Source organism: Halostella pelagica (assembly GCF_004762015.1).
In the GTDB taxonomy this organism is placed as follows: Archaea; Halobacteriota; Halobacteria; order Halobacteriales; family Natronoarchaeaceae; genus Halostella; species Halostella pelagica.
In genome coordinates, this window is sequence record NZ_SJES01000006.1 from 181143 (window position 1) to 204072 (window position 22930).

The 22930-nt window shown below is 59.3% G+C and carries 24 protein-coding genes and 1 pseudogene; 14 read left to right on the plus strand and 11 right to left on the minus strand.

All coding sequences use genetic code 11. From position 1 onward, the window contains the following. Positions 1–41: 41 nt before the first annotated feature. Positions 42–1106, minus strand: a complete 1065-nt coding sequence (locus tag EYW42_RS14740) for an iron transporter (protein WP_135536055.1) — start codon at positions 1104–1106, stop codon at positions 42–44. A 253-nt stretch (positions 1107–1359) separates the two neighbouring features. Between EYW42_RS14740 and EYW42_RS14745 the strand changes: the two genes are divergently transcribed. The 4 genes from EYW42_RS14745 to EYW42_RS14760 all read left to right on the plus strand — a co-directional run bounded on the left by EYW42_RS14745 (position 1360) and on the right by EYW42_RS14760 (position 4618). Continuing rightward, positions 1360–1560, plus strand: a complete 201-nt coding sequence (locus EYW42_RS14745) for a hypothetical protein (RefSeq protein ID WP_135536056.1) — start codon at positions 1360–1362, stop codon at positions 1558–1560. Positions 1561–1750: 190 nt separating this feature from the next. Further along, complete coding sequence (locus tag EYW42_RS14750; RefSeq protein WP_135536057.1) at positions 1751–2428, plus strand: helix-turn-helix domain-containing protein; 678 nt, start codon at positions 1751–1753, stop codon at positions 2426–2428. 205 nt (positions 2429–2633) lie between these two features. Next, positions 2634–3704, plus strand: a complete 1071-nt coding sequence (locus tag EYW42_RS14755) for an ATP-binding cassette domain-containing protein (protein ID WP_135536058.1) — start codon at positions 2634–2636, stop codon at positions 3702–3704. Then, the gene (locus EYW42_RS14760) at positions 3701–4618 is read left to right on the plus strand and encodes an ABC transporter permease (RefSeq protein ID WP_135536059.1); all 918 of its coding nucleotides are present in this window, start codon (positions 3701–3703) and stop codon (positions 4616–4618) included. The genes EYW42_RS14755 and EYW42_RS14760 overlap by 4 nt, the downstream gene beginning before the upstream one ends. Positions 4619–4982: 364 nt before the next feature. On the opposite strand, the gene EYW42_RS14765 is transcribed toward EYW42_RS14760, so the two are convergent. The 4 genes from EYW42_RS14765 to EYW42_RS14780 all read right to left on the minus strand — a co-directional run bounded on the left by EYW42_RS14765 (position 4983) and on the right by EYW42_RS14780 (position 7572). Then, on the minus strand, positions 4983–5741 hold the full coding sequence (locus tag EYW42_RS14765; protein WP_135536060.1) for an SDR family oxidoreductase: 759 nt from the start codon (positions 5739–5741) through the stop codon (positions 4983–4985). A gap of 125 nt (positions 5742–5866) precedes the next feature. Beyond that, on the minus strand, positions 5867–6622 hold the full coding sequence (locus EYW42_RS14770) for a TIM barrel protein (RefSeq protein WP_135536061.1): 756 nt from the start codon (positions 6620–6622) through the stop codon (positions 5867–5869). 185 nt (positions 6623–6807) lie between these two features. Then, positions 6808–6969: a hypothetical protein gene (locus EYW42_RS19910; RefSeq protein WP_202613915.1), complete on the minus strand. Its 162-nt coding sequence runs from the start codon at positions 6967–6969 to the stop codon at positions 6808–6810. Positions 6970–7089: 120 nt separating this feature from the next. Beyond that, positions 7090–7572 carry a pyridoxamine 5'-phosphate oxidase family protein gene (locus tag EYW42_RS14780; RefSeq protein WP_135536063.1) on the minus strand — a complete coding sequence of 161 codons (483 nt, stop codon included), beginning with the start codon at positions 7570–7572 and terminating at the stop codon, positions 7090–7092. Positions 7573–7795: 223 nt separating this feature from the next. Here EYW42_RS14780 and EYW42_RS14785 point away from each other — a divergent pair, with 223 nt between their 5' ends. Then, complete coding sequence (locus EYW42_RS14785; protein ID WP_135536064.1) at positions 7796–8686, plus strand: universal stress protein; 891 nt, start codon at positions 7796–7798, stop codon at positions 8684–8686. A 186-nt stretch (positions 8687–8872) separates the two neighbouring features. Here the strand turns inward: EYW42_RS14785 and EYW42_RS14790 are convergent, their stop codons facing one another. Continuing rightward, complete coding sequence (locus tag EYW42_RS14790) at positions 8873–9337, minus strand: pyridoxamine 5'-phosphate oxidase family protein (RefSeq protein WP_135536065.1); 465 nt, start codon at positions 9335–9337, stop codon at positions 8873–8875. Positions 9338–9647: 310 nt separating this feature from the next. On the opposite strand from EYW42_RS14790, the gene EYW42_RS14795 reads away from it, so the two are divergent. Continuing rightward, positions 9648–11201: an ABC1 kinase family protein gene (locus EYW42_RS14795; RefSeq protein ID WP_135536066.1), complete on the plus strand. Its 1554-nt coding sequence runs from the start codon at positions 9648–9650 to the stop codon at positions 11199–11201. A gap of 16 nt (positions 11202–11217) precedes the next feature. Here the strand turns inward: EYW42_RS14795 and EYW42_RS14800 are convergent, their stop codons facing one another. Next, entirely contained in the window at positions 11218–11841 is a 624-nt protein-coding gene (locus EYW42_RS14800) for a helix-turn-helix domain-containing protein (RefSeq protein ID WP_135536067.1), read from the minus strand. 337 nt (positions 11842–12178) lie between these two features. Between EYW42_RS14800 and EYW42_RS14805 the strand changes: the two genes are divergently transcribed. Next, entirely contained in the window at positions 12179–12805 is a 627-nt protein-coding gene (locus EYW42_RS14805) for a universal stress protein (protein ID WP_135536068.1), read from the plus strand. Between the two features lie 518 nt (positions 12806–13323). Here EYW42_RS14805 and EYW42_RS14815 read toward each other — a convergent pair. From EYW42_RS14815 to EYW42_RS14825, 3 genes are all read right to left on the minus strand, one after another. Continuing rightward, on the minus strand, positions 13324–13677 hold the full coding sequence (locus EYW42_RS14815; protein WP_135536069.1) for a helix-turn-helix domain-containing protein: 354 nt from the start codon (positions 13675–13677) through the stop codon (positions 13324–13326). Between the two features lie 339 nt (positions 13678–14016). Further along, entirely contained in the window at positions 14017–14844 is an 828-nt protein-coding gene (locus EYW42_RS14820) for an ABC transporter permease (protein WP_135536070.1), read from the minus strand. Positions 14845–14846: 2 nt separating this feature from the next. Further along, the gene (locus tag EYW42_RS14825) at positions 14847–15596 is read right to left on the minus strand and encodes an ABC transporter ATP-binding protein (RefSeq protein ID WP_135536071.1); all 750 of its coding nucleotides are present in this window, start codon (positions 15594–15596) and stop codon (positions 14847–14849) included. A gap of 104 nt (positions 15597–15700) precedes the next feature. On the opposite strand from EYW42_RS14825, the gene EYW42_RS14830 reads away from it, so the two are divergent. The 4 genes and pseudogenes from EYW42_RS14830 to EYW42_RS14840 all read left to right on the plus strand — a co-directional run. Beyond that, a complete protein-coding gene (locus tag EYW42_RS14830; protein WP_135536072.1) occupies positions 15701–17647 on the plus strand; it encodes a nitrous oxide reductase accessory protein NosL in 1947 nt (648 codons plus the stop codon). 318 nt (positions 17648–17965) lie between these two features. After that, positions 17966–18445, plus strand: a complete 480-nt coding sequence (locus EYW42_RS20160) for a hypothetical protein (protein ID WP_237561345.1) — start codon at positions 17966–17968, stop codon at positions 18443–18445. Positions 18446–18973: 528 nt separating this feature from the next. Continuing rightward, positions 18974–19147: a hypothetical protein gene (locus tag EYW42_RS19915; protein WP_168193025.1), complete on the plus strand. Its 174-nt coding sequence runs from the start codon at positions 18974–18976 to the stop codon at positions 19145–19147. A gap of 208 nt (positions 19148–19355) precedes the next feature. After that, positions 19356–19598, plus strand: a pseudogene (locus EYW42_RS14840) (HD domain-containing protein); the annotation flags it as partial. Positions 19599–19630: 32 nt separating this feature from the next. Here the strand turns inward: EYW42_RS14840 and EYW42_RS14845 are convergent. Then, positions 19631–20317, minus strand: coding sequence for a hypothetical protein (locus EYW42_RS14845; protein WP_135536075.1), 687 nt, complete (start codon positions 20315–20317; stop codon positions 19631–19633). A 144-nt stretch (positions 20318–20461) separates the two neighbouring features. On the opposite strand from EYW42_RS14845, the gene EYW42_RS14850 reads away from it, so the two are divergent. From EYW42_RS14850 to EYW42_RS14860, 3 genes are all read left to right on the plus strand, one after another. After that, entirely contained in the window at positions 20462–21043 is a 582-nt protein-coding gene (locus tag EYW42_RS14850) for a helix-turn-helix transcriptional regulator (RefSeq protein ID WP_135536076.1), read from the plus strand. Positions 21044–21270: 227 nt separating this feature from the next. Continuing rightward, positions 21271–21921, plus strand: coding sequence for a hypothetical protein (locus EYW42_RS14855; protein ID WP_237561346.1), 651 nt, complete (start codon positions 21271–21273; stop codon positions 21919–21921). A 175-nt stretch (positions 21922–22096) separates the two neighbouring features. Continuing rightward, positions 22097–22930: an aldo/keto reductase gene (locus EYW42_RS14860; protein ID WP_135536078.1), complete on the plus strand. Its 834-nt coding sequence runs from the start codon at positions 22097–22099 to the stop codon at positions 22928–22930.

A 22930-nucleotide genomic window follows, 5' to 3' on the forward strand; every position in this document is an offset into this window, starting at 1 on the left:
AGCAGTCGTGCGATCGGGTGCGCAATGACTGTCAGTGGCTACTATAACTGTATCTCCATCGGCGGCATATCGAGAAACGCAGTTTCGTACCCGTCGTGGCGTGAGACCTGCGGCGGCGCATCGACTGTGATCGTAAGCGTATCGCCCGGCCCGGTCTCATCGACAGCGGTGCCGTAATGATAGCCGAGTTCCGGGTCCAACGCGTTCCCTAACGGCCCTTCGTACACCGTCTCGCCGTTTCGAGTAAGCGCCGCGGACACCGACATCAACGGAAGCGTGATACGATTGTACGGCGTCCGGGGTGAGACGGCCAAGTACGACTGTCTTTCACCGCCGAAGCGTGCGGCATCCTCCAGTACGGAGACGACGAACACGGCGTCTCCGGACGTTGCTTCGCCGAGTATTCGGCCGGGTAAGTCCGCTTTCGCTGGCGCAGTTGCCACGGGCATCTCGTCCATCGCGGGTTCGACAGCGCCCCGTTGTCCGCGTCGGTCCTCTAGCCGATCGATGTCGAGACCGTACGCTTCGTCCGTGTCGAACTCGAAGGGGATCTCTGCCGTTTGTAACTCCGAAAACCTCCCGCTGAAGGCTCCTGTCCGGTTTGTTTGCATCGGACTCACGCGGAGTGTGGCCGTGTACTCCCCTTCGCTGGGAAGCGCAACGTTATCACCGTAATGAAAGCCCATCGACTGGGAGAGCATCGGCCACGGTGCCCGTTCGGACACGACTCCGTCGTCGTTTCGGATCTCCAGCGACATATCGATCGGCAGGACCGTCTCAGTCTCTACGTCCCAGACGGAGGCCATGAGATGGAGCGAATCGTCCGATTCGACGACGACCTTATTACGATTCCCTTGGGTGACCGTCCAGAACCGGTGCGGAAAGGAGTACATCAGCGCGAACTTGTAGCCGTTGACTTCAGTCATCCCGTACGTTCCCATCCCCTCGACGATCGCGGGATAGTACACAGCGTCGGGGCGGTCGTCGACGAGCGGTGGGTCTCGCCAGGCTGACTCCGTCTCGAAGCCGAAACTACTGAGACAACCGGCAAGGGTACCGCCGCTAACGAGAGCGGCAGTTCGTGTGAGAAAACGGCGTCGCTTCATTACGTACTGGTTGCTTTCCGTGGGGAATTACGCTTCTGGTTCGATACCCGAAACTCACAACCCCTGGCCGAGTGGCGGACACCGGAGGCGGTGCAGATCTGTCGAGTCCGCTGCCGACTCGCCTGTGATTGTTTCGTTTCCCGGGGCTCGATGTGGGACGCTCTCGGCCGACCGAAAAACTACGCCCCCGGAGCGCGCTTCTGTGCTCACTTCTATCGGTAAAAATATGTTGGAATATACTGTATTGTAGCACATGAAGAAAACGCACTCGATGCTGCTCGGGCTTCACATCACGATCATCGGTGGATTTCTACTCATAGAGGACGTACTGGTTCAACTGTCGTTCGGTGGAGCGAGAGCGTCGACACCATACACCTTACTGTACGGGGGATTGCTCGTGACTCTCGCATCGCTAGCTTGGTACGCTCTCTCCGACGGTACCGCGGATCTGTAACTGTTCGTCTGTACTGCGCGAAACGCGAGCTATCGTCGTCAGTGAAAGTCGTTGCACGCTCGGTCGCCTGCCATCGGGCGATCAAAGTATGAACTGTTACACTAGCTACGACACCAATAGAGACTGATTCAGAGGACCGATCTGAAACGTAATCGAAACGCACAGTACCGACGGCCGATATCGCGACCCTATGGGACTTCTCGCTGAGTATGAAATCACCTGCGAAGGCCTTCCGTTCGTCGAGGTCGCGGCGATAGCTTCGGAGTCGACACTCGAACTGGAGTTTCATCCCAGCGAGGACTGGTACGCGGCCTTCATCGTACAGGTCGTCGACGGGGATCGCGAGACGGTCGAACGGGCTTTCGAGTCGGTTCCGTTCGTCGAGGAGTACGTGCAGGTCAAGCGGGCGGACGAGACGCCGTGGTACCGGGTCCGACCGGCCCACGGAATGGAGGCCCAACTCGGCGGATACGTCGACGACGTCTCCGAACTGCAAGCGTTGGCGGCCGCGGACATGGACCTCGAACGCATCCGTGTCACGCCGAAGGGGTGGATCCAGAGCGGGTGGTTCGCCGACCGAGAGACGATCGAGGAGTTCCGGTCGTTCTGGGGGCGAAACGGCGGGTTTACGTTGCGTCGACTTACCCCCGACGGCGGGTCCGGACCCGCGGGGAAAGGACTCACCGACTGCCAGCGGGAGGCACTGGTGACCGCTCACGAGATGGGGTATTTCGACATCCCGCGGAGGGCGTCACTCGAAGATGTCGCCGGCGAACTCGATATCTCCGCGTCGTCGCTCTCCGAACGACTTCGACGCGCACAATCTACTCTCGTGGAGGCGACCGTCACCACTACGATCCGTCCGTAACTTGCTGGTGTGGGCCGAACCGGTCCCGGTCTCTTCTGTCCGATCGCCGCCCGAAGTAAAGGAAATATCCGGCTGTCTGCTACACTGGCGGTCCTGCGACCGCTGGCAGGATCGCCCGTATTCACGTGGTCTCGTAAGGGCCTCATATAAACGGCCTCACTCGTCCGAGAAGGGCCTACACGGTCCCGGTTCGAAACACTGGTGTATGACGAAAGGACAGACTCGATCCCAACAGAAAGGGACAGACCGTTCCGCGGAAACTGACCTCGCGATCGATGCGCAGAACGTACGGATCACCTACGAGGACGGGACCGAAGCCGTTCGTGGCGTCTCTCTCCGGGTCGAGAAGGGGGAGTTCTTCGGCTTTCTCGGCCCGAACGGGGCCGGAAAGACGACCACCATCAAGACTCTCGTGACGCTCCTGCACCCGACCCGGGGGTCGGTTCGAATCAACGGATACGATACGGCCGCGAGTCCGCAGGCGGTGCGCGAGTCCATCGGCTACATGGCCCAGGAGACGAGCATCGACAGGGAACTGACCCCCAGAGAGAACCTCCGGTTGACCTGTAAACTGTACGGGGTTCCCGAGAGCGAGCGCGAGGACAGGATCGAGGAACTGCTCGACCTCGTCGACCTGCAGGACGTGGCGGACACGCGGTCGGAGACGTTTTCCGGCGGGATGAAAAAGCGGCTTGACGCCGCGACCGTGCTGGTACATCGCCCGCCGGTGGTCTTTCTGGACGAGCCGACAACTGGGCTCGACCCGGAGGCGCGGATCCGGCTCTGGGACTACTTCGAACGGATCAACGACCAGGGGACGACGGTATTCCTCACGACGCAGTATCTGGAGGAAGCGGACCATCTCTGCGAGCGCCTGTCTCTGCTTCAGGACGGACAGGTCATCGCGACCGGCGCTCCGGAGACGCTCAAATCCGAAATCGGTGCGGCCATCTTCGAGGTCACGCTCGCGGACCCGACCGAACAGCAGACGGAATGTGCAGTGCAGGCGGTTCAGCGCATCGACGCGCTCGAAGGAGCGTTGATCGAGACGACGGATGACGGGCTCAGCGTCAGGGCCGAGCGCGCTCGCGAGGCGACGAGCGAACTCTTCGTCGCGCTCGACGACGCCGGCGTCTCGGTCAGTGGGTTCGACATCCGTTCGCCCACGCTCGACGACGTTTTCCTTGCACTGACAGGCGAGGATTCGACTGCCGCCGCCGACGAAGCGACGAACGAAGGAATGGCATCGGTCTCCGCGCAGGGTGTGACGAAATGAGCGGTCAGTTCGACGGGGACGGCGCGGTCGTGAGCGAACCCACACAGAAGGCTCCGGGGCGTAGCGCCACAGCGGACGTACGTGTCAGCTTCAGGCGGTGGCTCGTCAAGAACGTTCGGAACCCCTACGTAGTGTTCACGTCGCTCGTCCAGCCCGTGATCTTCTTCGTCCTGTTCGTCGAAGTCTTCGGCGCTGTGTCCGGGGATGCGCTCTCACAGGCGTTCGACAGCAACATTAGCTACGTCACGTACCTGTCACCGGCCATAATCATCATGTCAACGCTCTCCTCGGCCGCTACCTCCGGGATCGGCCTCGTCGACGACATGGAGGAGGGGATGTTCGAGAAAGTCCTCGTCTCTCCGATGAACCGGTCCGCCATGTTTCTCGGGAAACTGCTGTCCGAGGTGGCCCGGATAGTCGTCCAGACGATGATCATCCTCCTCTTGGGGTATCTCCTGTTGACCCTCAAAACGGGATCGTCGCCCGGTCAGTACGTCCGGACGGGTATCCCTGGAATCTTGGGTATCGTTCTCATCACGGTGCTTTTCGGCGGCGCGTTCATGGCGTACTCGAACATCGTCGCACTGGTGTCTCGCGACCAGGAAGCGACTATCATGTTCTCGAACCTCCTCACCTTCCCACTGATGTTCGTGTCGAGCGCGTTCCTTCCGCTCGATGTACTCCCCGGGTGGATCAACGCTATCGCCACAGTCAACCCGATCACGTACGGCGTCGACAGCGTCCGCGCCATCATGCTCGGCCGGGACGTGATGACTGTCCTGGACGTGACTGCCTTCGGCGGGCTCTGGAGCACGGTCATACCCGGGATTACCGTCCTCACCGGGTTCAACCTCATCCTGGGTACCGTCGCCGTCCGACTCCTGCGGCGCGCTGCAAGGGCCGAGGTCCAGTAGGTCAGGAGACTCACGTCACCGACCGGTCGTTTTCGGCACTCGCTCGCCGACGAGCCGACAGCAGTCGCTGTAGAGTGCACTCGGGAGGACCGGCGACAGGCCGCAACGTCTGTACAGGATGATATCGGTCGGTCAACTAGAGCGTTTCAGGGGCGTGAAACGTTCCTACACGACCCCGACCGGTGAACGACTACGAGGTGACGGCGAACGCTGTCCCTACCCTCACCGCCGCTGCGCGTGCGGATCAGCCGTCAGTCGCTCCGGCGTCTTTGTCCGACGGTTCTCTGGAGGGACTGACTTGCGTGGCGGAGACAAACCAGCTACATCGAGGTACAGCGTGACGGATATCCTCGAACTCGGCCCCTCACAGTGCCGTGAAACCCCCGTCGACGGGGTAGGCATTGCCGGTGATAAACGACGCCTCGTCCGAGCAGAGCCACACGATGGCGTTGGCCACTTCCTCGGGAGTCCCCATTCGACCGAGCGGTTGCATCCCGACGAACTGTTCGATCGCTTCGGGGTCGTCCTCACCTGCTCGGTCGACCATCGGCGTGTCGATAACACCCGGACAGACGGCGTTTACGCGTACGCCGGCGTCGGCATACTGCGTAGCGGCTACGCGAGTCAGGCCGACCACGCCGTGTTTGCTGGCGACGTATGGCGCCCCGCCAGCGGCGACGAGTCCAGCTATCGATGACGTGTTCACGATTACTCCCCCGCCGTCTACCTTCAGTTCCGGGAGTTCGTACTTCATGCTGAGCCAGACGCCCTTCATGTTGACATCGATCAGTCTGTCCCAGGCATCGACGGACACGTCGGCCAGGGGTTCGGTCTCTCCCTCGATGCCCGCGTTGTTGACGGCGATGTCTAATCCCCCGTAGGTGTCGACTGCCTCCTGGACCATCGCCTCGACGGCCGCCGGGTCGCTCACGTCGGTTTCGACGAAGGTAGCAGTTCCACCGTCCCCATTGATCAGGTCCACCGTCTCGTTCCCGCCGTCAGTATCAACGTCAGTGACGACAACGTTTGCCCCTTCTGCTGCAAACCGTTTTGCGGTCTCGCGTCCGATTCCGGACGCGGCCCCGGTGACGATAGCCGTCTCGCCGTCGAAATCTACTGCCATACTTGCATTTGTCCGCGCTATATAATGAGGGTAGTAGACGGTTCCCATCCGCAGAGAATAGTCCGGGGGTTAGATAACTAGCGGTCAGCGGACCCGATTTCCGTGAATTACCGGTCCCTCCACATCTACGCCCCATCGTCGAGATGGTCGGATACTCGGCGGGCCGTGTCGTTCAGTAACGCAATGTCGTCGGTGAACACTTCGATGGCGACGGTACCGTCGAAGTCGTCGAAGTGATCGGACGCGAACCCGTAGTCCACTTCGCCAGCCCCAACCGGGATGTGCGTGTCTCCGCGACTTCGAACGTCGTGGACGTGGAGATGTGAGACGAGATCTGCGTACTCCCCGAGAAAGCGTTCGACGCCGTCGTTTCCGTCCTCCATGTATGCGTGGCCGACGTCGAAACAGACCGATGTCCCGGTGTCACGGGCAATTTCCCCGAGAACGGAGAGTGGCAGGCCGCGTGCTTGGTGTCCGACGTTCTCGACGACGACCTCGACGCCGGCGTCGTCGCCGGCACTCGCGATCGAAGACAGTTGCGACGCGAAGGCCGGTCGCTGGTCGGTGTCGTGAGGGTCACGCATTGTCCCGTGCAGAACCGCCTTCTGTGCGTCGACCCCACCCGCCCATTCAAGTAACTCCGCGAGGTAGTCGACGATCGCGTCGTTGAGTTGCGGCACGGCCGTCGCGACGACCTGATCGAACGGGAGGTGAACGCACAGTTCCGCGTCGGTCGCAGCCAACCCGTCGCGGAGTTGCCCGTCATCTCTCTCTTCAGGAATGTAGGCGGACTCCCCTATAGAGAGTTCAGCGAACGCGAAACCGTCGGCCGTCGATGTCAGCCGCTCCAGCGAACCGCCCACAGTGAGACCGATATCCATACCGCCACTACCACCCCCGGCGACCTTATCTGTGGTGCAACTCGCTCTACGCGGCCTCATTCCGGGGCGTCTCCGGGGAATCGTCGGCTCGGGACGGTTGCGTTCCCGGCTGGTCGTAGATGCGTGTTGCCTGACGACCTCTTTGACCAACACGAGAAATACCGTCTCCACGAGGATTATTATTCCTAGCTGTCCCAGTCGGTGATCCCGACCGGCACAACCCCGAAGTACTCGTTGAGTGGCGTGTAGAGGTCCGCCATCTGAAGGGCAAGTGATGCCATCACAGCAGCGGCGAGCAACGGGTTCGGTAGTGCGGGCGTCCCCCGCGCCCATCGAACTACGTACAACTTGAAGACGACGAATCCGAGAGATAGACGGACGGCCGTGAGTCCGATAGGTGAGAGAAGAGAGATATCATCGGAGGTGGCAGATAAGTCAGTGACCGACAACTCGTCACTGGTTGCGATCTACTCCGATTTGGCGTCTCCTTCGAAACCGGGCGGGAGTTCAGAGTGTTTGATACCGTCCTGTCGGTCGATCTGTAACCGGTATAGCCCGGTGTTTTCTGATTCGCTTGCCCGCTCGAACAGTTCCGGTCGCCACTTCATCTCTGCGGCGTCGAGTACGGCGTCGCGTTCGCTCTCGACAACTTCGCTGATTGAACCGGTTAGGAGGACGCTCTGCCACTTGAACGCCGAGTCCGCCCGGTAGACGAGAAACCGAACAGTGTCCGCGCGTCTACTCAGAGATTCCTTCCGACTGTTCGATCCCAGGACGTAGAGAAAATACAGGCTATCTTCTCCGTCATACCAGTACGACATCGGCCGCATACTGGGTGCTTCCTTCGCTGGGAAGCAGAGTACTCCCACACTCTGGCTCGTCAGAAACCCCCCTATCTCATCGTCGTCCATATGTACCATGCCGTACTCCGCTAACTCGTTGGTCGTCATACGTAAACCGACGACCGTGACTTTCGTAAATCGATCGCCGGTTCCCAGTGACGGAGAAATCCCCTTCCTTGCTTTGAAGGGCTAATAGCGTGTGATACGGACGGTCAAAACCGACTGGCGTATCCCCTTGAGTGAGCCAGCGCTCCGTTTACCGTTGTTCCCTCGATCCGAGAATCGATGGTCGGTTTAACACTGGTGTGGAGCGTACTCCGAAATGATCGATATGTACGATACCATTCTCGTCCCGACCGATGGGAGCGAACCCGCAGAGAACGCGGCTGAGGGGGCGATCGCGCTCGCACGTCGGTTCGACGCGTCTATCCATGCTGTCCACGTCCTCGATCTCGGTGACCTCCCGACCGATGTCAGGGCCAATACAACTGGGGAATTGGCTCGACCCGGTGAGGCGGCGCTAACTGAGATCACAGACTTAGCTAACGACGCCGACGTAGCAGTGACCACTAGTACGATCGAAACGACCGAGGCGGTTCACGAAGAGATCGTTGACTACGCCGTCGACCACGGTGTCGACCTGGTCGTGATGGGGACCCGCGGTCGCGCCGGACTCGACCGGCTCATCCTCGGAAGTACCACCGCACGGACGCTACGAACCTCGCCAGTGCCCGTACTTACTGTCCACGGTGGCGACTCTTTCCCTCCCGACATCGAATCGGTACTCGTCCCAACAGACGGAAGCGCCACGGCTGATGCGGCTGCCGACCACGCTATCGACCTCACCGCGGTCACGGATGAGACGCTGCACGTCGTTCACGTCGTCGATCTCACGTCCTCCTGGGGCGGTGATGTCGACAGTCCCGCGGTTTTCGAGGCGTTGGAGGAAGCAGGTAAGCGAGCCGTCGACGATGTAGTTGACCGCGCCGACGAGGCGGGCTTACAGTCAGTCGAGGCCTCGGTGCTCAGCGGGACGCCAGCCCGCTCCATCTTGAACTACGCCGACGAGCGCGATATTGACCTCGTCGTGATGGGGACCCACGGCCGAACCGGTCTCGGCAGATATCTGATCGGGAGCGTCACCGAACGCGTCGTTCGTATCACGGAGAAGCCAGTGCTAACCGTTTCGGCTCACTCGGCAGGCCAGTTAGGTCAACAGTGAACGGACTCCTCTAAACTCGGTAGAGACGGCGACGCGAAGCGTCGGCCCGCACTGTCATCGGAACCAGAGCGTAAAACTATGCCCGCGAGGATGCCTGTAGCGGCAGAGCAGACGAAGCCAGTTCTCAGTTCGGCACCGATCCGCGGCCACCGGGTTCGGTAACCGGTGGCAGTTCGCGTGGGGATATCAGGCAAGACTCTCTCGGGAACCGACGTACTGACAACGTCCAGTCAACTCCGACCCTCTCAGCTCGTACCATCTCGTCTCGTACTCGGAGAGAGGGTCGTTAAACACCTCAAGAGCAGCCTCTTCGCCGACAGCGGAGAACAGCGTTGCCGCCTCATCGAGGTCAGAGTTCGCCACCCGTTGGATCGGACCCCTCATGACAACGCTTTTCCATTGGTTCTTGGTCTTCCATTCGTACACTGTCAGGCTTGCGACTTTCGTTTCGGCGACGAACTCGCGCTTCATACTGTCATTGTCCATGATAAACCGGAAGAAGCAACGGTTTGTTTCACCGTCGTATGCGAACGCGATAGGGATCGTGTACGCCTTGCCGTCCGCTGCGAAACCTAACACCCCTAAACCCTGGTCCTCCAGGAACCCTTTTATCTCTTCGGCGGACAGTTCTTCACCGATGGATTGTGACATGGTAACGCGTACAACAGCGCTGGCAAAAAATCACTGTGTCGCTTGGGACTCCAACGGCCCACTGTACTCTGTAGGCTCCGACTCGAAAGGGGTTGAGTGACTCACCCGACTGTGCACGTAGGGACGGCGGGTTTTCCGGGGCCACCGCTGAAGCGGCCTGAAACCCAACGATGGGTCCTGTAAACCGGCTTCCAGTGGCCGTTCCGAATATAGACGGGAGTTGCAACTGACACGATAATGTATATACGTTTTCAGGTGAAGAGTGGAGCATGGATCGCGATTACAGCGACGAGTTCTCCTCCTGTCGGCGATGATCGGGTTCTATCGTCGATACCTGATCGTATTGATCCGATTTCTTCCGTTCGCAGTGACCTTCCTCCGTGACCGCCGTCGTTTCCTGCTGTTCGGTCCTCCCCGCAAGGTCGACTCGGACGTTCACCGCCGGCGGGCCGAAAGGCTCCGCGACGCGATGCTCGACCTCGGGCCGGCGTTTGTCAAGGTCGGACAGGTTCTCTCGACGCGGCCGGATATCGTCTCGCCGACGTACGCCGAGGTGCTCGGGAGCTTACAAAACGAAGTGCCTGAGGACGCGGGCGGCGACCCCCGCGCGGTCGTCGAGGAGGAACTCCGTGACGAAATCGACCTGTCGACGCTGAACCCCGTCGCTGGCGGCTCGCTTGCGTTCGTCTACACCGTCAGGTACGACGGAGAGCGGGTCGCGCTGAAGGTCCGTCGCCCCGGGTTACAATCCGTGATAGAGCGTGACCTCCGAATCATACGGAGACTGATCCCGTTCGTAAGCGTCTTCGCGGCGGAGCGTCACCGGTACTCGATCGAAAACGCCGCTGACGATTTCGAGGAGATCATCTTCGACGAGTTGGATTTCGACCGAGAGCGGGAGATGATGGTCGAGATCAGGGAGAACCTGTCCGACGACGGGGTGTACGTTCCGAACGTGTACCCGGAACTGTCGTCGGAGCGGATACTTGCAATGGAGTACGTTACCGGTCGCGATATCGCCGATGAGGACGCGTTCGAGGGCGTTGACGTCACTCCGTCGGAGATGGCTGTTCGGATCGCGACGGTCTATCTGAAGATGGGACTCGTCGATGGAGTGTTTCATGCCGACCCACATCCGGGGAATCTGGCTATCACGGACGGCGGCCGACTCGTGATCTACGATTTCGGGATGAGCGAGCGGCTACCGCCGCCCGTACAGGACGATATCGTGAACCTCTATCGGGCGCTCGTCCGTCGGGACGCCGACAGTCTGGTAGATTCGCTGATCGCTCTCGACATCCTCGACCCGACGGTCGACCGTGCCGAGGTCCGCCAGGTCCTCGAACTCATGATCCGGAACTTGGAGGGTCGCTCGGAGATCACGTGGCGACTTATCGTGACCGAACTCACGTCGATGCTCCACGATTTCCCGTTTCGGATCCCACCGGACGTAATGTTGCTCATCAGAGTGGGGACAGTCGGAGAAGGTGTTTGCCGTCAGCTGGACCCGGAGTTCGACTTCCTCGCGGTCATCCGTTCGTTCCTCGTCGAACAGGGACTCCTCCAGGACGAAATCGAGACACTTCTCGACGATATGCAGGCGGATCTCAGGTCATCGTTACCAGCGGCAGTGGGGCTCCCAGCACGGGTAGATCGGCTACTAAACCAACTCGACCGTGGTGAAGTTGTGGTTCGAACTGAGGCCGTCGGACGACAGCAAAATGACGATAGCGGCCTCGGGTTAGCGATCCTGGCCGGATCCCTGCTTGTGGCTTCGTCGATCCTGGCGTTTCACGACCAGCCCTACGAGGTTGGAAGCTTCGCGCTCGCCGTCGGATTCGCGCTCGTCTACCTCTTGCGCTGAGAACCGGGGGAAGGGTTCACTGGAGAGCAGTCTCGCGGGCCCGCTCGTGGACCAGTTTTCGCTCGATCGCGGTGAGCCGCTGCGACACTGCCGACGGCGTGATGTCGAGTTCATCTGCGAGGTCATCCAGCGTGGCTCCCCGTGGCCGGTCGTAGTACCCCGACTCGGTCGCGAGCAAGAGCACCTCGCGTTGCTTCGGTGTCAGCGTGACGCCGTCGGTCACTGCGTCGTCCTCTTCGTCGTGGGACAGTATCCGTTCGAGCGACACCGATGCACCGGTTTTCCTGAGTTCGTCTACAATCGAGCGCAGCACCCCGCGACCGGGAATGACGAGCGAGAACAGCAACCGACCGTCCCTGACCGCTTCGAGGTCGGAGATGCAGTCGCGTTCGTCGAAGACCGCACAGGGACAGGTTTCGGTTACCGGTGTCCGCTGATAGTCGTGTACCTCAGCGTCGTCGACTGCGACCTGACACATTCCGTCGTCCCTGCAGCTAGCGCGGGTCATCGACTGCCGTACCTCGTCGATGTCTCGCCCGCTGAGTGGGCACCCCGTAGCGGTGTCGGCGTCGATAGCCAGTCGCACATCGAGTGGACCGATGTCCGCTCCGGCCTCGCTTTCCTCGGAGATATGACTCATGACATGTGGAAGTTGGACTCCGTCTTACAATATAGACGGCCCTGATTCTTCGATCGTGAGAATGGGAGGCGGCAGCGCGTTCACGGGAAGGGAGTCGGTACAGTCCGAGGCCACAGTCGGTCACTGGCTGGAACGAGTACGACAGAACCATCGGTTGTCGATGAAAAACCGCGGCCGAACTGGGTTGTCCGGCGTTAGTCGCCCGGGAGTTCGACGGAGGACCGCGTTCGGTTTCGACTCCGTTATCAGGACTCCTCGTCGGGGGCCTCCCTTCTCAGAACACGGGAATCCCCGACGGCCTATTGGTGACGGTCACTGTAGGTGGATATGTAGGACCATGTACGAACGTATCCTGCTGCCGACGGACGGGAGCGAGGGAAGTCAACGGGCGATCGACCACGCGGTAGCGATCGCCGACGAGACCGGCGCGACGATCCACGCAGTGAACGTGGTCGATACGTCCGAGTACCAAACGCTCGATGGACCGATCATGGAATCGATCGAGGCTCGCGGCCACAAAGCTCTGGAGGCCGTGGAAGAGGTCGGATCGCGGGCTACTGTCGCCGTCGAGACAACCATCCGGCACGGCATCCCACACACTGAGATCCTGGCGGCTGCGAGCGATCTCGATGTGGACGTGATCGTCATGGGGACGAACGGTCGCACCGGCCTGGACCGCGTTCTCCTCGGGAGCGTCGCCGAACGCGTTGTTCGGGAGGCGATAGTGCCCGTGACAACGGTTCGAGCGATCGAGGCGGAAACCGTGGTCGACTCACCTGAGGGGGCGATCGACCACGCCACGGCGGCGCTGGAGGACGCTGGCAACAGTCCGACCGAGACGCTGGAGGAGCCCTACCGTGGAACGAACTCTTGGATCGTTCCGATGCGCGCCGAAAGCGGCGAGTTCAGGGTTCACGTTGACGCCGAGACCGGGAAAACACGGATCGCAGGGGATGGCAGGTGAAGAGAGTTACCGGTAGCGGTCCAACCCTGGCATCCTGAAGTTCGTGTTCAGTGGCGGAATGGCCGTCAGGGTGCATTCCTCGTGTTACCACGCTGAGAGCAGAGACACCAGCAGTACCCCATGCCAGACTGCTGCGGTAGTCGCGACCCGCGGGTCGACGGTGGAATCGGTGGATTGCGAAATATTCCGTCCCACAGGAACAGCGTTGCCACCAACGCCCCACTTTCGAGACCGTAGTGCAACTGGACGACCGGGTGGAACCCAACCATCGTGCCCGCTACCAGTGCCACGAGCATAATGTCGAGGATCCGGTCGTAGTATCCCATCTCGTCTCTATGTACGCACTCGCCGAAAAAGGACCTCTAGAGGGTTCTTGGACTCTCGGATTCGAACGGCAACTGATATCTCCCGACCGCTAGATCCGTTCGACTTGCAGTTTCGACTGTGACGCCTTGGCGGAGTCGGACCCAAGCGTACCGACAAAGGCGAGACCGGTGTCCAGCGGCACGATTCTCCGGCTACTGTCCTACCGTGAGGATACACTCGACGGTCACACCGTCCCGCAGCGTCACCCTCACGCCGTCGACCGTCCGTCGGTACCACGCTGGGCCCGACGCGTCAGCGAGCCCTCGCGCCACTTCCTCGATCAGCCCCGCATCTTCTAGTGTCTCCACCTTCCTGTACGCCGTTGATAGCGGGATGTCACATTCCGCGGCCAGCATAGACACCGTCTTCGGGTCAGTGGCGCTTCGGAATAGGCTCACGGCGTCGTCGTCGTTGATCAGACCGACGATCGCCTCCGGATCGAACCCTTTAGGAGTACCATTGTCACTGTCCGGGACCCGACTCTGCGGTGAGATGCTCCCCGCCATGGGTGTCGTTTATCCCCGACGCTACAACCGTGGTTCGGTACAATATGTAGGCCTATTTGTAGGGTCCGCGCCAATGTCCAGAGACGGATAATATTCTCCGCTCTCTTCCGGATGACTAACGCGAAGTCGTCGGAACCGACCGCCGCCGGATGACTGGTTATCACGGCAGGCCCCAATCGGAGGGACTCGGTACCCTGCACTACTGTGTCCCGTGGACGAAGCCCGGGCGCGAGACGGACGGCCGCGTCACCGTCTAAGTCGGCGGAGTGGAGCGGCTTGTGATGACAGATTGGATTCAGGCACGAGCCAGTGGATAGCTGCCCGCTTATCCCGTTGACGTCACTCGGACATAACGTGTGACGGCGTACTCCAGGCCGCGATGCCGGCCAGTAGAAGTGAGATGACGAGCCAGAGGAGAAGACTGATCGCACTCATGAGAGGTGACGCAGGTCGGACTACCGTCGCCGCGACTGGGGAAACCACGTACGCCATCACTAACCCGCGGTACGCGCTTACTGGACTCAACGCCAGGTACCAGGGAAGGATGTTTCCGCCGATGACGCCACCCGCGACCCCGAACACGATCACCAAGTCGATCCCGATTGCCACGACTACGACAACCATCAGTGCTGCAACTATACCTCGCCGCGCAGACCGAACCAGTGTGGACAGCAGGACCATTAGCGCGAGTATCACTGCGGCGAAGACGGCAGTCAGCACGACAAACCGGAAGTAGTAGACCGGCGAGTCGATCCCCGTGTACTCCGCCAGTACATCCGCGGGCGGACTCGCGAACGACACCGTCAGAGCAGCGACAAGCAGCGATACTGTCACTACGAGGAGCGTCCAGGCCAACCGACCGCAGTATACGCCCGCGATGTAGGTTCCCGGGCCAAGTGGATAGGTCTGCAAGATACTCGTCTCTCCTCGCTCCCGGTCAGCGAGCACTGACCGGTAGCCGACCGCCGCTGTTAATGCTGGGATGAGCAGCTCCACCGGCGTGAGAAGCGTCAGCGTCAGCGGCACATATCCGCTGGTGTCGCTAAAGACCCCGATACCGACCGTTATCGCGAAAAAGCCGAGTGCGAGGAGCCAGATTGACCGTGTCCGCCGCAGCGTCGCGAGTTCGCGTTCAAAAACAGCCACGAAGCGGTCCGTATCTATCATGCTCAGTCCCCTCCCGTTCCGGTCTGTACCGTCGGGGTGGTCCCGACCATCGCCAAGAACGCCTCAGCCAACGATTCCGTGTTCGTCCGGGCAGTCAGTTCGGCTGGAGAACCACTGTCGATCACGGTTCCTCTGTTCAGCACGACGACGTTGTCCGCGTTTGCTGCGTAACTCAGGTCGTGTGTCGTCAGTAAAACAGCCGTATCGTCGTCGGCCTGGCCCGCGGCGATATCGAAGATCTGTTTCGTCATCCGCGGATCGAGGCCGCTCGTCGGTTCGTCCAAGATAACCAACGACGGGTCGCCGAGAACACTCTGTGCGAGCCCGAGCAGGCGGCGCATTCCCCCGGACAGTGCGTCGACGCGGCGGTCCGGCACGTCTGAGAGACCGACTCGTTCCATAGCGGCATCGATGTCGACGGGCGTGAAAAGCAAGTCGGCGTAGAACTGTAGCGTTTCCTCGACAGTGAACACAGGTCGGAATCGCGGGGACTGCGGGAGATAGCCGATCGGACGGTCGCTTGAGGCGTCAAGCGCGACCTCGCCACTGTCTGGCCGGCGCAGTCCGGTAACGATGTCTGTGAGCGTTGTCTTCCCCGACCCGTTCGGCCCGATTATGGCAGTCACTGTCTCTCGAGGGATCTCAAAGGACACGTCGTCGAGAGCGTTCACATCGCCGAACGAGAGGCTCACGTCGTTGACCGCTAACAGCGTGTCAGACCGCGTGGTCGTTTCCTGATTCGTGTCGCTCATTCAGACTCTAGTGAAGGGCCACTCGATCCTAAGCGTGGCGTTCCTGCACAGTTACAGCGGCGGTAACGGAGCGTATTTACCGACAGCTACCGTATTCGTGGCTGATGAACTCGCGGTCTCTCTCCGTCGCGTTCGTCGTGCTTGTCGTCCTCGGAGCGATCCCGTTCTGGCTCACTCCCGACACCCGGACTGCCACGGTCCCCTTCGAACAGACTAAAGAGACAGGGTTACCGGATCACGTGGTTCGCGAGGCCGACTCATCCGACCTGATACTTCCGAAGGCGGAGGTGTACTACTCGCAGTACCGCTACGTCGTCGGCTACTACGGCGTCACGTCGCTCGTTGCCGCACTGCAGACACAGCAGACCGAGGCGTTCGGTCCGCCATCGCGGGTGTACGTCTCCGACTTTTCGGGGATCGATCTTACACTGTCCGATACTGGCCACCTCCGAGCGCCGCAGACCGCTCCGACGAAATGGGTCGACGCTCGGGACGCGTATTTCGTCGTCGGGAGTAACGCCACGATCCCCACGCGCGACACCACTATCGTCCCGTTCTCCGACCGAGCAGACGCCGTTTCATTCACCGAGCGCTACGGCGGCGAAGTGCAACAGTGGGGCGGTGCCCAACAAGCCTCTATCGGCCGACTCGGACGGTCATCATCGGAGTGGCACCAGGTCGTCGGTCAGCGACAGGACCGAGCGAACGCGACGGTCGAAACCGCAGAACGCCTCCGAAACCGCCCCGTCTCCACCGTCGTTGGACGCGATGCGTCAACGCTCACTGACGCGGTCGAGCAGGCACCGGCGAACACAACCATCCATGTGCCGGCGGGCACGTACCGTGTCGACGATCTGCGGATCGAGAAGCCGCTCACGATCCGCGGAGTCGGTAGGAACGCAACCCGGATCGTCGGCGATGGCAACGGGAGCGTGATCACGGCTGACGCACCGCAGACGGCCATCACTGATCTGATGATAACCGGCGTCGGGGAGAACCGGAGCGGCAGAGACCGCTCTGTCAACGTTCCCGTCAACGACAGTGCGTGGAACTACGATATCTGGAAAGTACATGGCTACGGTGACGCCGCCGTCGTGTTCGATACGGCAGGTGAATCACTCGTCTCGTCGGTTCGCATTAACACGACATCGAACGGCATCATATCGCGCAGTAGCCCAAACGTTTCAGTCACGAACCTCACGTTGTATGGAACCAAGGAGTGGGACGACGGATTCATCGGCGTCGTCGCGCTGGGCGGCCGAGCCGTTGTCCAAGACTCGTCGTTCCACGGCGGCAAGGTCGGCGTCTACGCGCACGAATCTAACGGTGTTGTGGTCCGGAACGCGTCGATGGAGGGAATGATGATCGGAGTGTTCGACTTCTACGGCATCCGAACTATGGTGACGAACTCGACGATAGAGGACACGTGGAACGCGGTCTACGTCGAACACCGGTCGTACGGGTCCGTCATCGCTGGGAACCACCTCCGAAACAGTCGCAACGGCGTACTCGTTGCGGGACAGGCGAACTACATTGCAGAAAACGTGCTGGTACACAATCGCAATGGGATGACGGTCCGAGGAGAGTTCTCGCGGTACGAGCACAACGTGATAGCCTACAACGTCCGCGGCGTTCGCACTATGTCGTTTTTCCCGACGAACCGGGTGACCGAAAACGACATTCTCGCCAACGGACGTCCGGTAGAAATAGACGAGTTCAACGTCCAGCACGTCTGGAGTGGAAACTACTGGAGAGGTGCACCCGGCCTCGACGCCGACGGTGATGGCCGACTCTCGCGGTCCTATCGAGCGACGGGTGCGGTCGACAGTCGTATCACAGACGTTCCCGGAACGCCAACACTCGCCGAATCCCCCGCCGTTACGTTTCTCAGAGAGTTACAGGAGATCGTTCCAGGGCTACGATCTGGCGGAGTTGTCGACGACCAACCCCGTTCACGTCCGGCAAGCCCCGATGTAGTCCGCCGCGTCACCGAGACGTACGACGGGGTCGGCCAGCATTCAGATCCGGACCCGTGGGACTTCAGTGATTGAAAGACACTGATATCCACTCCTCCCTGAATCGCGGCGCTTTCTCTTCGACTTTTCCTCCTCGACTGCCGTGCGTTCATCGAGGACTTGATGCGCGTCTTTGGGATTGCTGACTGTACTCTGCTGTCCGAATCATACCAGTAAAAGTCCGTGTCGGCTTCACCTCGGAGTCAAGCACCGAGGCACTCGCCTTGCTTATCTGTAGACGGCTAGAACTCACGAACAATTCGCTGTAGAAGATCGGTTTCTTTATTACACCGTTGTATGTATTGAACGGCATCCCCCGACCCGATTTTCCCGTCAACAACGGGTGAGTACCAGATGAACCCCGAGCGACCAAATCACTCCACTCCGCCTTCAGCGTCCAAGAAGGCAACTCGAAATCCGCCAACGAAGCGAGCAGCATTCGTCGGTGTTGCTGTAGGGCTATGTATCGGCCTGAGTTCGCATTTTCTGTTACTGGATTACTCTGTAGTATCCATTACCATCTGTCTCCTGTACTCAATCGGGGTCACGCTCATGATCGACTATCTAAGCATCCTCCGACAGACCCCCTACGATGGCGGGAGTTGGTGGACGATTGCCTTCGGTGCAACCATCGGACTCGTTCTGATGGTTGTACAGTTGGTGTACCGCCCGATGGTTACGGATAAGATGGCAGTAAAGCGAGTCCTCCCCGAGGGAGTGAGGGCCGTTCCGTTTAACCTCATTCTTATCTTGTGGCTTCTCGTATTCGGTGTCGCGTTAGTTTCACTGACATACGGGATCGGAATGGCAGTAACGGACATGTCGGAAGGCTAATCCTCTCTGTCAGCCTCTCGCTGGCTGGTTCGGCCCTGCGTCATCCTTCCAAGCAGCCTTCTTTCTGCCGTGGTGAATCTCTGGTGAGTCCCAGTTAGAGGGGTTCACAGAGCAGTTCAATGGTAGTGATGGCGCACATGAGGTCGATTTCTCCGAACTGTTAACCGGCCCAGCGCTCGCTCGGCGGAGTAATCGGCCCAAAGTATGGAACTCACAGCGCCTAGAAGATCCAGGGGTGGAACCCGTCGGTTCGAGTTATTGAACATCTTCCAGATCAAGAGCTAGATACTGCGATCGACGAGGCTCAGCAGGCGGGCGGAGCGGACTGTACAAGAACACTATCCGTAGGCCCGACCTCTCCGAAGAAAGACGGTCCAGCGAGCGACGAACGGCACGCGATCCAACGGCTATCTCTGTGCCCCGACGGACCCTCAGGAGTGACGAGGCGACCTCAGAAATGGAGCCCAATTGGACGGAGACTCACACGGTGAACGCACGACTTTTACAAGCAGAAACAAAGGGTAACGTATGGTGTTGGACCTGATATTTGGGTTTGTGCTGCTCGTTGCCGCAGCTTACATCGGCACGACAATGGCGTTGAGAGGCTTTTTCGGGCGAGAATACTATGACCCGAGGACTGGCGAGTTTACGTCAACTGCTGATGAGAAAACAGATCCAGACACGGAAACCGATCGTTTATGATCCTCTTGTCTCCATCGGTGCCCCTGCGTCCATAGCGGATCAGTGATACTGTCGAACGCGCCAATTGTCCAGCCCTGCGTCCACGGACAGAGAATTACCCGATTGTGGTTGCGGAGGGCTCAAAGATTTACGGAAAAGAACGATCACACAGCTAAGACAAGTGTACTGGATCTGATACTCAACACCGATCCCCGTTCTGTTTCATACGATGACAGACGAATTGGGGCCGCTACTCGAACTACTCGACTTGAAAGACGAGCGTAGAACCGGTTGGGAACTGCGGGATATTGAAGACCCGGAATCAGTGGCTGCCCACACCTGGGGAATGGCGACTCTCTGTCTGGTGTATGCTGACCGCGTCGAGGTCGACCGAGACAGGGCCGTGACCATGGCACTCATCCACGATCTCGCAGAGGTCCGAACAGGAGATATCGCGACGCGTGCGGAGGACATCACTGCCCCGGTACGTTCCGTCGTGTCGTTTCAATAACGGTGCGAAACGGTTCCCTGGGAGGAATCCTCTCGGATCTCGTCCCAATCCGTGATCCCCGTTACCGTCTCGTTCGCTAGATCAACCTTAACTGAATACTTGAGTCCCTCGTGTTTAGGCTCACTGGGTTGTCGGACCCGCACGACGGCCCGGTCCGCAACGTACTCCGCGTCTCGTTCGACGACAACAGACCTGTTCTCGTTTTCCTGAGAGACGGCAACGAAATCATACTCACCGTCGTCCTTACTTTCGTTTAGATCGACTGAAACAACAGACATCGAGTCCGCATCGATCTTGTGGATCGGATCAACACCGAGGTCGTATTCGCCTAGCGAATCGAGGTGCTGTTGAACCGTTTGGTTGCTCCGCGCGATCTGGCGGGCGCGCTCGCGTTCCGTGGCCGTCAGTGACTGTTCGGCCTCCGTCCGTACCTGATACTGGTTGGAGCCGGTCTGGTCAATTCGGACCTCCTTTACGTTCGACATATTGTCGATCAGAGTGACGTTGTCTCCGCTCTTCGAAAACGTGATGTTCTCGTTAGTAACGACGAAGCTCGGATCGTCCCCGTGATTTGTCAGAGAAGAACCCATTCCGAGCGAAGTGCCAACTCCAGCTAACGCGACCCCGAGGAGGGCCAGAGCGCTAAGTACGATAAGGCGTGAGCGGATCTCACTTGTCATGTGTATCGTATGGTTGAAAGACCTCATCAAGACTGGGATGAAACACGTTCCAAACAGCTTCCAAACGCGTTTCACGGGTGTTTCAGGGGTTCTACTGCACGTATAACACCAACCATTAAATTCCCGTGGTAGGAACCAGACGATATGAATTACCGTCCCCTCCGGAATATTCACCTCCTCGCGGCGGTGACCTTTGTCACCGCCATCCTCGTCCTCGCCATACAGTTAATCACACCGTCACCAGTGATGGTCTCGCTTGGCGAAAGCGGGACACAAACGACAAGCGTCGGGCAGTATTTCACGTACAATGACGTGGCCGTCGTCGTCGTCGCCTCCCTCCTCTGTGGTGCGAGCGGGACGTATCTCGTTCTCCACGACCGTGCCCAACGACTTGTGAACCACGAGGCTACCGGGCAGCAGAACGTGCGGCCTCAGCCGGAAGCGAATGGAGGCGTTGAAACGAGCGATGGCGGAGTCGACACGTATCCCGAAGAGACAGGCCTCCCGCGCGAACAATGGGAGGAAACGGCTGAACGACTCCAGAACAACCAAGAGACGATCTACACGGAGCTCATAGAGGCTGACGGGGAACTCGCGCAACGAAAACTCGTCGAGGAGACCGATCTCTCGAAAGCAACCGTCAGTCGCACACTCGATAAACTCGAAAACCGCGGGCTCGTCGAGCGCAAACGGAACGGTATGGGGAATACGATCCAACTCAAGTGAGAAAATATTCACTGAAACGGGCGTAAAACGCGTTTTCAACGGGTTTCAGCCGCGTTTCCAATCAAGACCTATGAGGTCTTTCAGACAACATAGAAGCGAGGCGAGTCGGGGTGATACTGGCATTGGTCCCGCTGACAGAATGCGGATTCCGGTCCTCCCATCCCGGTTCGCCACGAAACGGATTAGATATCGAAACCATGCGACACAAAGTACTCACACTCGCGGTCGTGACGCTGCTCGCCTTCGGGGCGAGCGGTGTCTCCGCCGCGTCGATCGATTCAAACCCGTCGGTGGCTCCCTCTCAGTCGCCCGCGGACGACGCATCGCCCGCTAACTATACAGTAGAAGTCGTCGACCCCCACGATAGGCTAAGCGAGCAAGATGTCGAGAATGCGCGGCAGCTCGCGTGGGCAAACGAGACGGTCAACAGTGCCATCGAAAATGGTGGATCGGCTCACTTCCACGTGGAGGCCGTTGGAGATGAAATACAGGTCTACGTTGCGCCGAATCGTACGGCCGCACCGCGAGTCCAGGCCGTGGTTGATCTCGGCTCGGAATCGGTCGACAAGGTCGAAGAACTGAATACCGTCCTCATGGCTGACGAGGTGGAGACAGATCAACTGACCACCCTTAACGTATCGAACGGTGACGCTGGTGAGACCCGTACAGTGAAAGCAGCATCCGGGGCCGAAACGATCACCGCGGACGAGGTTTCTGTCTGCGAGGATTTCAACGTGGCAGTCGAGAGTGACGGTGCGGTATCGATACCGCTAGAAACGGCCGATTCGAGCGATGAGCACAACATCTCGGAGTTCATGGATTGTGGCGACGCGGCGTATCCGTTGCTTGAGCTAGAAACCCTCTATGAGAACGACTGAAGCAAAGAATAGCCAGTAAATTACGTCCGCAGCCACGGAAACGGGATCGTTTCCCGGTTCCGATCCCTCGATATTTAGTAGAAACCCGGGTTGAACAGGGTAGAGAGGCCGCAAGCGAACCTGTATAGTCGAAATCGTCAGTGGGTTTCAATAATAGCCGATCATATGTATTCACATGGAGTATCTCGAGACCAAAGATGTACGGATCCCGAAACTGGGCCTCGGGACATGGAAAAACACCGGGGAAACGTGTACTCGTACCGTTCAAACCGCCCTCGAGATGGGCTATCGTCACGTTGATACAGCCCAGATGTACGGGAACGAAAGTGCGGTCGGTGAGGGTATCGCTGCCGCGAATCTCTCCCGTGAAGACCTTTTCTTGACGACTAAGCTATCGCGTTCGAATCTCAGACGGGACGACGTCCACGCGTCAGTTCGTGATAGTCTCGATAAACTCGGCGTCGAGTACGTCGATCTGCTCCTGATCCACTGGCCCCATCCCCGGGTCCCAGTCGCGGAGACGCTCGATGCGATGAACGAACTGTACGAGAAAGGGGTAGTCAAGAACCTTGGCGTTAGCAATTTCACTCGCTCCCAGTTCCAACAGGCTATGCAGGTGTCGGATGTACCACTCATAACCAATCAGGTACTTTACCACCCGTATTCAGCCAGATCACAGCTTCGGGATTTCTGTACTGATACCGACACCGTACTCACGGCTTATAGTCCACTCGCAAGAGGTGACGTCCTCTCGGATCGGTTGCTCAAAGAGATAGGAAAACGCTACGAGAAAACGGCTGCGCAGGTCGCTATCCGATGGCTGATTCAACAGGACGGAGTTATCGCGATTCCGAAAGCGACCAGTCGAGACCATCTGGCCGACAATCTCGCCGTTTTCGATTTCTCGCTTTCTGACGGGGAGATGGCGGAAATCGAGGACCTCACTGGGAGCTTCAGGATTCGCCTTCGCAATCAGTTGCCGTCACTCGTGCGTCGGATCCCATTCTGA